Origin of the sequence: Wenjunlia tyrosinilytica (assembly GCF_014646055.1) — a bacterium.
Classification (GTDB): domain Bacteria; phylum Actinomycetota; class Actinomycetes; order Streptomycetales; family Streptomycetaceae; genus Wenjunlia; species Wenjunlia tyrosinilytica.
The window spans coordinates 1-11,044 of sequence record NZ_BMMS01000079.1 but is presented as its reverse complement, the minus strand read 5'-3'; the positions used below and the strand labels follow the sequence as shown (position 1 = coordinate 11,044).

Sequence of the window (11,044 nt, the reverse complement as noted above, 5' to 3'; positions counted from 1 at the left end):
ACCTCCTCCCCACGCCGCCACACCGCCCGCAGCCCCTGGAACACCGGACCGTACGAGAAACCCAACTCCGCAAACCGGTCGTACACATCATCAACCGGCACCGCGACCGCACCGGCAGGCGGCCATGCGGCGAAGTCGAAGGAGGAGTCGTCCGGCGCGGTGCTCTCGGCCGACAGCAAGCCGCTCGCGTGGAGCGTCCACGGCTGATCGCCCAGGGCGTCCTCGGAACGGGAGTACACCTCCACCGTCCGGCCGCCCACCTCGTCCGGGGCACCCACCACCAGCTGGACCCGCACTCCGCCGTGCTCGGGCAGCACCAGCGGGGCGGCGATCGTCAGCTCCTCCACCCGACCGCAGCCCACCTGGTCCCCGGCCCGCACCGCCAGCTCCACAAAGCCCGTCCCCGGAAAGAGCACCGCCCCGGCAACCATGTGATCCCTCAGCCACGGATGCGACTGCAACGACAGCCTGCCGGTGAACAGCAACCCCTCTGCCCCGGCCAGCTCCACCGCCGCACCGAGCAGGGGATGTTCGGCGGAGCCGAGGCCCGCCGAGCCAAGATCGCCCGCCCACAGGCCGGATTCCTTCGGCCAGAAGCGGCGCCGCTGGAAGGCGTAGGTCGGCAGCTCGGTCGGGGCCGCGCCCGAACCGGCGAACGCCGTGTCCCAGCGGACCGGCGCACCGCTGACGTACAGCAGGCCAAGGGCGGACAGCAGACTGGTCATCTCGGGCCGGTCCTTGCGCAGGACCGGGGCGAAGAGGTGCCCCTCGCCCTCGACGCACCCCTGGGCCATCGCCGTCAGGGTGCCGTCCGGGCCGAGCTCGATGAATCGGCTGACCTTGCGCTCTTCCAGCCGGCGGGCGCCGTCGGCGAATCGCACCGCCTGGCGGACATGCCGGACCCAGTAGTCGGCGGAGGCGAGTTCCTCGGGAGCCGCCACGCCACCGGTGAGGTTGGAGACGATCGCCATGCGCGGCGCCTGGTAGGTGACGCTCTCCGCCACCCGGCGGAACTCCTCGAGCATGGGTTCCATCAGCGGCGAGTGGAACGCATGGCTCACCCGCAACCGGGAGGCCTTGCGCCCCAGCCCGCGGAAGTGCTCAGCCAGTTCCTCCACCGCGTGCTCGCCACCGGAGACCACGGTCGAGTCGGGGCCATTGACCGCCGCGACCCCGATCTCGTGCTCTCGGCCTTCGAGCAGCGGCAGCACCTCGTCCTCGGCGGCCTGGAGGGCCGCCATCGCCCCACCCGCGGGCAGCGCCTGCATCAACCGGCCGCGCGCCACGACCAGAAGGCAGGCGTCCTCCAGCGACCAGACGCCCGCCACATGGGCCGCCGCCAGCTCGCCCACCGAGTGGCCCAGCAGGACATCGGGCCTGATCCCCCAGGACTCCATCAGCCGGAACAGCGCCACTTCGAGCGCGAAGAGCGCGGGCTGGGCGTACTCCGTGCGGTTCAGCAGCTCCGGGTCGTCCCCGAACACCACCTCCCGCAGCGGGCGCCCCAACTCCCCGTCCACGCCTGCGCAGACCGCGTCGAAAGCGTCCGCGAAGACCTGGGAGGAGGCATACAGTTCCCGGCCCATCCCCGGCCGCTGCGAGCCCTGCCCCGCGAACAGGAAGGCCGTCCGACCGCCGGCCCTGATGGATCCGGTGATGGTGTTCGGCGACGGCTCGCCCCCGGCGACCGCGGCCAGCCCTGCCATCAGCTCGGCGCGGCCTTCCCCGATCACCACGGCACGGTGCTCGAAGGACGAGCGTGTCGTGGCCAGGGAGAGACCGATGTCGACGAGCTCTGCTTGCGGTTCGGCATCAAGGAAGGACATCAGCCGGGATGCCTGGCCCCGCAGAGCGGCCTGGCTACGAGCGGAGACCACCCATGGCTGAGTGCCCACGGGTCGCGTGGCGACCGGTTCCTCGGCAACGCCCGCGGCGGTGTCGGCGGCGTCGGCCTCGGCAGCCTCCGCGCCTTCGGGTTCAGGGGCCTCCTCCACGACCAGGTGCGCATTGGTGCCGCTGATACCGAACGAGGAGACGGCCGCCCGGCGGGGGCGATCGTCGTTGCGCGGCCACTCCCGCGGAGCGGTCAGCAGACGTATGTCACCGGCGGCCCAGTCCACGTGCGGCGACGGCTCGTCGGCGTGCAGGGTGCGCGGCAGCAGCTCATGGCGCATCGCCAGCACCATCTTGATCACACCGGCCACGCCCGCCGCCGCCTGGGTGTGCCCGATATTGGACTTCACCGAGCCCAGCCACAGCGGGCGGCCCTCGGGGCGCTCCTCACCGTAGGTCGCCAGCAGGGCTTCCGCCTCGATCGGGTCACCCAGGGGCGTACCGGTGCCGTGCGCCTCCACGACATCCACGTCGTTCGCCGTGAGATCCGCGGCCTCCAGCGCCTCGCGGATCACGCGTTCCTGGGCGGGGCCGTTGGGCGCCGTCAGGCCGTTCGACGCACCGTCCTGGTTGACCGCGCTTCCCCGAATCACCGCGAGGACCGGGTGGCCGTGGCGCCGGGCGTCGGACAGCCGCTCCACGAGGAGCATGCCGACGCCCTCGGCGGGACCGAAGCCGCTCGCGTCGGCGGAGAAGGCACGGCAGCGGCCGTCGGCGGACAGGGCGTGCTGCCTGCCGAAGTCGACGAACATCTCCGGGCCGGACATGACGGTCACACCGCCGGCGAGCGCGAGGTCGCACTCGCCGGAACGCAGTGACCGCACCGCCAGGTGCAGCGCGACCAGTGACGACGAGCAGGCCGTGTCGACGGAGACCGCCGGTCCTTCCAGACCGAAGCAGTAGGCGATCCGGCCCGATGCGACGCTGGTGGTGCCACCGGTCAGCAGGTGGCCGCCCAGTTCCGCCTGGGACTCGGGCGAGCGGGGCGTGTAGTCCTGCGCGATGGCACCCACGAAGACGCCGGCCCTGGATCCGCGCAGCGACGCCGGGGCGATGCCGGCGCGCTCAATGGCTTCCCAGGAGACCTCCAACAGCAGTCGCTGCTGTGGGTCCATGGCCAGTGCCTCGCGCGGTGAGATCTCGAAGAACTCCGCGTCGAACGACGGCGCTTCGTGGAGGAAGCCGCCCTCACGGACGTAGCTCTTGCCCGGCTGGTCGGGGTCCGGGTCGTAGAGCCCTTCCAGGTCCCACCCCCGGTCCGTCGGGAACGGGGAGACGGCGTCCGTGCCGGAAGCGAGAAGCTCCCACAGGGCCTCGGGGCTCTCGGCTCCGCCGGGGAAGCGGCAGCCCATCGCCACGATCGCGACGGGCTCCTGGTCACGTGCCTCGAGGTCCTGCAGACGCTTGCGTGTCTGACGAAGGTCGGCCGTGACCAGCTTGAGGTAGTCCCGCAGCTTCTCTTCGTTGCTCGCCATTGAATGCCACTTCCCTGAGAGGAACCCCTGCGGGATCCAGACAGATCGAGTCCAAGGGGTCAGGAAATGCCCAGCTCTTTGTTGATCAGGTCGAACATCTCGTCGTCCGTGGCGGCATCCAGCTCACCGCCGCCCTTCCCGTCGTCGTCGCCGCTCCACTTCGCCAGCAGTTCGCGAAGCCGGGCAGTGACCTTGCCGTGCAGGTCCGCGTCCGCCCTCGCCGTGCTGCCGGTGCCTTCGGTGCCGTCCGAGTGCCCGGCACCACCCGTTGGGAGCGCGGCGGCCGTGGGGGCCAGGGACGTCATGGAGGCCGCGGCCAGTGCGGCCTCCAGCTTGTCGATCTCCGCGAACAGGGCCGCGGAGGGCTGGACCTCCTCCGGCGCGCTCTTGTCGAGCAGATGGCGGGCAAGGACCGCGGGTGTGGGGTAGCTGAAGACGAGCGTCGCCCGCAGCGTCAGACCGGTCGCCGCGCTGAGGCGGTTGCGCAGCTCCACGGAGGTGAGCGAGTCGAAGCCCAGCGCCTTGAAGGGCCGCTCCGACTCGACGGTGTCCGGGTCGGGGTGGCCCAGGACCGCCGCCGTGTGGTCGCGTACCAGGTCGAGGGCTGCCTGCTCCCACTCGGCGGCGGGCAGGACACGCAACCGGTCGGTGAACGACACCGGCGCCGTCCCCGCGTCGACCGCCGCTGCCCGGCGGACCGGGCTGTGCACCAGGCCCTTCAGCAGTGCCGGTGGCTCACTCTCCCATTCGCGCTGGGCGGCCAGGTCCAGACGGGTGGGCAGCAGGAGCGCCTGGTCGGCGGTCACGGCGGTGTCGTACAGCGCCAGCCCCTCCTCCACGGGCAGCGGTGCCAGTCCGATCCGGCTGATGCGCTGGATGTCCGCCTCCCCCAGACCGCCGGCCATGCCGGTGGCCTGGTCCCACAGGCCCCAGGCCAGGGACAGCGCGGGGAGTCCCTTCGCCCGGCGGTGGTGAGCGAGTGCGTCCAGGAAGGCGTTGGCGGCGGCGTAGTTGCCCTGGCCCTGGGTGCCGAAGCTGGCGGCGGCGGAGGAGAAGAGCACGAACGCGGAGAGACCGAGATCCTCGGTCAGCTCGTGCAGGTTCCATGCCGCATCGGCCTTGGGCCGCAGCACCGCGTCGATCCGTTCCGGCGTCAGGGACTCCACGACGCCGTCGTCCAGGATTCCCGCCGCGTGGATGACCGCCGTGAGCGGGTGCGCCTTGGGCACCTGGGCAAGGAGGTCCTGGAGGGCCTTGCGGTCGGCGATGTCGCAGGCGGCCACGGTGACGGTCGCACCCAGCGCCGTCAGCTCGGACGCCAACTCGGATGCCCCCGGGGCATCGGGGCCGCTCCGGCTGGTGATCAGCAGGTGGCGAACACCGTGCCGGGTGACCAGGTGGCGGGACAGGAGCCCGCCCAGCGTGCCGGTTCCGCCGGTGACCAGCACGGTGCCGTCGGCCCGAGGAGCGGTGGGGATCGTGAGCACGACCTTGCCGACATGCTTGGCCTGGCTGAGGTACCGGAAGGCTTCCGGGGCGCGGCGCACATCCCAGGTGGTCACGGGCAGGGGGCGCAGCACCTGCCTCTCGAAGAGCGAGAGGACCTCGGCGAGCATCACGGCGGTGTGGTCGGGGTCGACGTCCCGAAGGTCGAAGGCCTGGTACCGGACCCCGGGGTGGTCCGTGGCGACGGTGCCGGGGTCGCGCAGATCGGTCTTGCCCATCTCGATGAAGCGGCCGCCGCGCGGCAGGAGCCGGAACGAGGCGTCGATGAACTCCTTGGCGAGGGAGTTCAGGACGACGTCCACCCCGCGGCCTCCGGTCGTGCGCCGGAACTTCTCCTCGAAGTCCAGGGTGCGGGAGGACGCGATGTGGTCGTCGTCCAGGCCCATCGAGCGCAGGGTCTCCCACTTGCCGGGGCCGGCGGTGGCGAAGACCTCGGCGCCGAGGTGTCTGGCCAGTTGGACTGCCGCCATACCGACACCACCGGTGGCGGCGTGGATGAGGACCGACTCGCCGGGCCGCAGGTCCGCCAGGTCGACGAGTCCGCGGTAGCCGCTCAGGAAGACGATCGGCGCTGCCGCTGCGTCGGTGAACGTCCAGTCCTCGGGTACCTTCGCCAGCAGACGGTGGTCGGTGGTGGCCAGGGGTCCGTATCCCCCGGAGAACATGCCCAGGACCCGGTCGCCGGGTGCCGGCCGGGTCACCTCCGGTCCGACCTCGACAACCACACCGGCGCCCTCACGGCCCGGCACCTCTCGGTCGAGCATGCCCAGGCAGACCAGGACATCGCGGAAGTTCACACCGGTCGCCCGCATCGCCACCCGCACCTCGCCGGGGGCGAGCGGTCGGGTGGCGTCGGGGCATTCGACCAGGGCGAGATTGTCGAGGGTTCCGGGGGCGGTGACGTCCAGCCGCCAGGCGGTCGCTCCCCGAGGCGGCAGCAGCGACCTGTCCGAGCCGGCGCGGGCCAGTCGCGGCGCATACGCGATGCCGCCGCGCAGCGCGAGTTGCGGTTCTCCCGAGTCGAGCGCGGATACCAGCGGTTCCCCGACAGCGGCAGGTCCATCCTTCCGCGGCCCGAGGTCCAGCAGGACGAACCGTCCGGGGTTCTCGGACTGCGCCGAGCGGACCAGCCCCCACACCGGTGCACTCGCGAGATCGATCGGGGCCTCGTCGCCGTCGACGGCGACCGCGCTGCGGGTGACCAGGACGAGCCGCGAAGCCGTGAAGGAGTCTTCCGCGAGCCAGTGCTGAAGGAGGGACAGGCACCGGTGGACGGTGGAGCGTGCGCCATCGAGGGCGTCGAGTGTGTCATCGAGGCCGTCCGGCCCACATCCCAGGAGCACGGCGTCGGGCATCGGGGCACCCCGGGTGACGGCATCGCGCAGGGTGGTCAGGTCCGGGTAGGAACCGCCCGTGGGGTCGGGCAGCCCGGCGATGGTGCCCACCACGGCCCAGCTGGGGGCGGCGGCCTCGGACTGCGCCTTGTCGGCGAGAGCCGTCCAGTCCAGGCGGAACAGCGAATCGTGCCGAGGGGTACGGGAGGCCGCGAGCGCGCCCTCGTGCAGCTCCCGCATCATCAGGGAGTCGATGGTGGCCACCGGCTGCCCGGTCGCATCGGCAAGCGTCAACGAGATGGTGTCCTCGTCCACGGGGGACAGCCGCACCCGCGCCGCCGACGCCCCGACCGCCGCCAGCGAGACACCGCTCCAGGAGAACGGCAGCCGGACCGGTGCGGACCCGGTGCCCGGCACCGTGGTCAGCCAGGCGTGCAGCGTCGCGTCGAGCAGCGCGGGATGCAGGCCGAACAGTCCCGCTTCGTCGCGCCGGTCCTCCCCCAGACTTACCTCCGCGAAGACGTCGTCGCCCAGCCGCCATACCGCGTCCAGGCCCTGGAACACGGGTCCGTAGGCGTACCCGATCCCCGCCAGCCGTTCGTAGAAGCCGTCCAGTCCGACCCGCTCCGCGCCCGAGGGAGGCCAAACCTCCATCCCCGACCCCTGCGAGGGCCCGCCCGCGGGGGCCACGGACCCCGAGGCATGGCGGACCCACTCGCCGTCGACGGCCCCGTCGCTCCCGCACGAGTACACGCCCACCGTTCGCCGACCCGACTCGTCCGGACCGCCGACAGCGACCTGCACTGCCACTCCGCCACGCTCCGGCACCACGAGCGGGGCCTCGAGCGTCAGCTCCTCCACCCGGTCGCAGCGCACTCGGGAACCGGCCTGAAGCACCAGCTCGAGCAGCCCCGTTCCCGGGAAGAGCACCGTGCCCGCGATCGTGTGGTCCCGCAGCCAGGGGTGCGTCCGCAACGACAGCCGACCGGTGAACAGGGCCCCTTCGCCCTCGGCCAGCCGGACCTCCGCACCGAGCAGGGGGTGGCCCGCGGTGGCCAGTCCGAGGCCTGTCGCATCACCGGACGCGGCGGCGGGCGCCGGCCAGTAGTGCCGCCGCTGGAAGGCGTATGTCGGCAGCTCGACCCGGCGGGCTCCGGTGGCGGCCTGCACGGCCCGCCAGTCCACGGGGGTCCCCCGGGTGAACAGGGCCGCGGCGGCGGACAGGAGCGCACTCGTCTCGGACCGGTCCCTGCGCAGTGCCGGGACCAGGAGATCTTCGAGGCCGTCCAGGCAGCCCTGAGCCATCGCGGTCAGGGCCCCGTCCGGACCGAGCTCCACATAGCGGGTGACCGCCTGGTCCCGCAGACGGCGGACGCCGTCGGCGAACCGCACCGCCTGACGGACGTGCCGGACCCAGTAGTCGGGGGAGGTGAGTTCCGCGGGCGTTGCGGATTCGCCGGTGAGCGTGGAGACGACAGCCAGGCGAGGCATCTCATAGGTCAGCCCCTCCGCGACCTCGCGGAAGTCGTCGAGCATCGGCTCCGTCAACGGCGAGTGGAACGCATGGCTGACACGCAGCCGCGTGGCCTTGCGACCGGCTGAGCGGAAGTGCTCGGCGATCTCGGCGGTGGCTTCCTCGGTGCCCGCGACGACGGTTGACAGCGGGCCATTGACCGCCGCGATGCCGATCTCGTGTTCACGACCCTGGAGCAGCGGCAGCGTCTCGTCCTCGGACGCCTCGACGGAGACCATGGCCCCGCCCGCAGGAAGCGCCTGCATCAGACGGCCACGCGCGGCCACCAGGCGGCAGGCGTCCTCCAGCGACCACACACCCGCCACATGGGCGGCGGCGAACTCGCCCACCGAGTGGCCGAGCAGGACATCGGGCCTGATGCCCCAGGACTCCATGAGCCGGAACAGCGCCACCTCGAGGGCGAAGAGGGCGGGCTGGGCGTACTCCGTGCGGTTCAGCAGATCGGCGTCCTCGCCGAAGACCACCTCCCGCAGCGGGCGGCTCAGTTCCTCGTCCACGTGGGCGCACACCGCGTCGAAGGCGTCCGCGAACACGGGGAAGACCTTGTGCAGCTCCTGGCCCATGCCCGGCCGCTGAGCACCTTGACCGGCGAACAGGAAGGCTGTGCGGCCGGGATCCCTGGTCGTTCCCTCGACCACTTGGGCGGCGGACCTGCCCTGGCTCAGAGCGAGCAGGCCGTGCAGGAGTTCCTGCCGGTCCGAGGCCAGGACGACGGCGCGGTGTTCCAGTACGGACCGGGTCACCGCCGACGACAGGCTCACATCGTTCAGGGACAGGTCAGGAGCGGCGTCGAGGAACGATGCCAGGCGCTCCGCCTGGCCGCGCAGCCCAGCGGCATCGGAGGCGGAGACAAGCACCGGCGCCACCGGCAGCTTGTGGATGCCGTCGTCGGCGGGCTCGTTCCCGTCGATGGCTTCCATGGGAGGCTGCTCGATGATCACATGGGCGTTGGTGCCGCTGATGCCGAACGAGGAGACACCCGCCCGGCGCGGTCGGCCGGCCTCGGGCCATGGGGTGTTCTCGGTCAGCAGCCGCAGGTCACCGGCCGTCCAGTCCACATGCGAGGACGGCTCATCCGCGTGGAGCGTGCGCGGAAGCACTCCGTGCCGCATCGCCATGACCATCTTGATGACACCGCCCACACCGGCGGCCGCCTGGGCATGCCCGATGTTGGACTTCAGCGAACCGAGCCAGAGGGGACGGTCCTCGGGACGGTCCTGCCCATAGGTCGCCAGCAGCGCCTGCGCCTCGATGGGATCACCCAGCGCCGTCCCGGTGCCATGGGCCTCGACCGCGTCCACATCGGAGGCCGACAGCCCGGCTCCCGACAGCGCCTGCCGGATCACGCGCTCCTGCGACGGACCGTTGGGCGCCGTCAGGCCGTTCGACGCACCGTCCTGGTTCACCGCGCTTCCGGCCACGACCGCCAGGACCGTGTGCCCCTTGCGGCGCGCATCCGAAAGACGCTCGACCAAGAGCACGCCCACGCCCTCGGACCACGCCGTGCCATCGGCGCCCGCGCCGAACGCCTTGCACCGGCCGTCCGCGGCCAGCCCCCGCTGACGGCTGAACTCCACAAAGGTGTCGGGAGTCGACATCACCGTGACACCACCGGCCAGCGCCAGATCGCACTCACCGGAGCGCAGAGCCTGAACCGCCAGATGCAGGGTCACCAGGGACGAGGAACACGCCGTGTCCACCGTCAGCGCCGGACCCTCGAGGCCAAAGGTATAAGCGATACGCCCCGACGCCACACTGCCGGTGGTGCCCGTCAGCAGGAAGCCATCGGACTCATGCACGCCCGCACGCAGATGTGATCCGTAGTCCTGGCCCATCACTCCGGCGAACACACCGGTCCGGGAGCCTCGGACCGAAGCCGGGTCGATACCGGCCCGCTCGAAGGCCTCCCAGGACGCCTCCAGCAGCAGCCGCTGCTGCGGATCCATCGCCAGCGCCTCACGCGGCGAGATCCCGAACAGCCCCGCGTCGAACGACGCGGCCCCGTAGAGGAACCCGCCCTCGCGGACGTAGGTCCTGCCGAGCGTTCCGGGCTCCGGATCGAACAGCCTCTCCAGATCCCAGCCGCGATCCGTGGGGAATCCTCCGATCCCCTCCGCCCCGGCGACCACCAGCTGCCACAGGTCCTCGGGGGAGTCGACCTCTCCGGGGAAGCGGCAGGCCATCCCGACAATCACCACCGGGTCGTCGTCGACACCGACGAATGCGGGCGGCTGCGCCTGAGCACCGATGACTTCGGCTTCTCCCAAGGTCTCGGCCAGCACATGCCGGGCCAGAGCCATGGGGGTGGGGTAGTCGAAGACCAATGTCGCCGGGAGCCGCAGGCCCGTTGCCGCGTTGAGGCGGTTGCGCAGCTCGACCGATGTCAGCGAGTCGAAGCCCAGGTCCTTGAAGGTCTGCTCGGCCTCGACGTGCTCGGCGGACCCATAGCCCAGCACCGAGGAGGCCTGCGCGCGGACGAACTCCAGCAGGAAGCGGTCACGGTCGGCGGAGGGCAGGGAGAGGATTCGCTGCCGCAGACTGGGCTGGTCGCCGCCGCCCGCGTCCAGCTCCACCGTGCGACGGGTCTGGGTACGGACGAGGTTTCGCAGGAGGGCGGGAACGCGCTCGGCGCCTCGGCGCAAGGCGGCGACGTCGAGGTTCACCGGCACCACGGAGGTTTGCTCAAGGCCCACCGCGGAGCCGAGAGCGGTGTCCAGCAGGCTGAGTCCGTTCTCCACCGACAGCGGCAGCATGCCGCCGCGGGCCATCCGCCGCAGGTCGGCGTCGCTCAGCTCGCCGGTCATTCCCGCGCCGGGCGCCCAAGGTCCCCATGCCAGGGACGTGGCCGGCAGACCCAGGGCACGGCGGTGGTGCGCGAAGCCGTCGAGGAAGGCATTGGCGGCCGCGTAGTTGGCCTGTCCGGCGGAACCGAAGACCCCGGCGACGGAGGAGAACACCACAAAGGCCGACAGGTCCAGGGACCGCGTCAGCTCATGGAGATTGGCGACCGCGTCCACCTTCGGCCGCAGTACGGCGTCCAGGCGCTCTACCGTGAGCGAGGAGACCACTCCGTCGTCCAGCAGGCCCGCGGTGTGCACGACCGCCGTCAGCGGGTGCTCAGCCGGTACGGCATCGATCAGGCCCTGGACCGCCTGGCGGTCGGCCACATCGCATGCCGCCACGGTGACCTCCGCACCCAGCCCGGTCAGCTCGGCCAGCAGGTCGTCAACGCCCGGTGCCCGCATTCCACGCCGACTCGCCAGGAGCAGATGCCGCACCCCGTGCCCGGCCACCAGATGCCG

2 protein-coding genes are annotated in these 11,044 nt (G+C 71.7%); both read right to left on the bottom strand.

The genetic code is table 11. The features are described 5' to 3' along the window. Positions 1-3,368: type I polyketide synthase (locus IEY86_RS34995; RefSeq protein WP_189135945.1), on the bottom strand; the 3,368-nt coding region annotated here is incomplete at its 3' end. A gap of 59 nt (positions 3,369-3,427) precedes the next feature. After that, positions 3,428-11,044 (bottom strand): type I polyketide synthase (locus tag IEY86_RS34990; protein WP_189135944.1); only part of this gene is annotated, 7,617 nt, incomplete at its 5' end.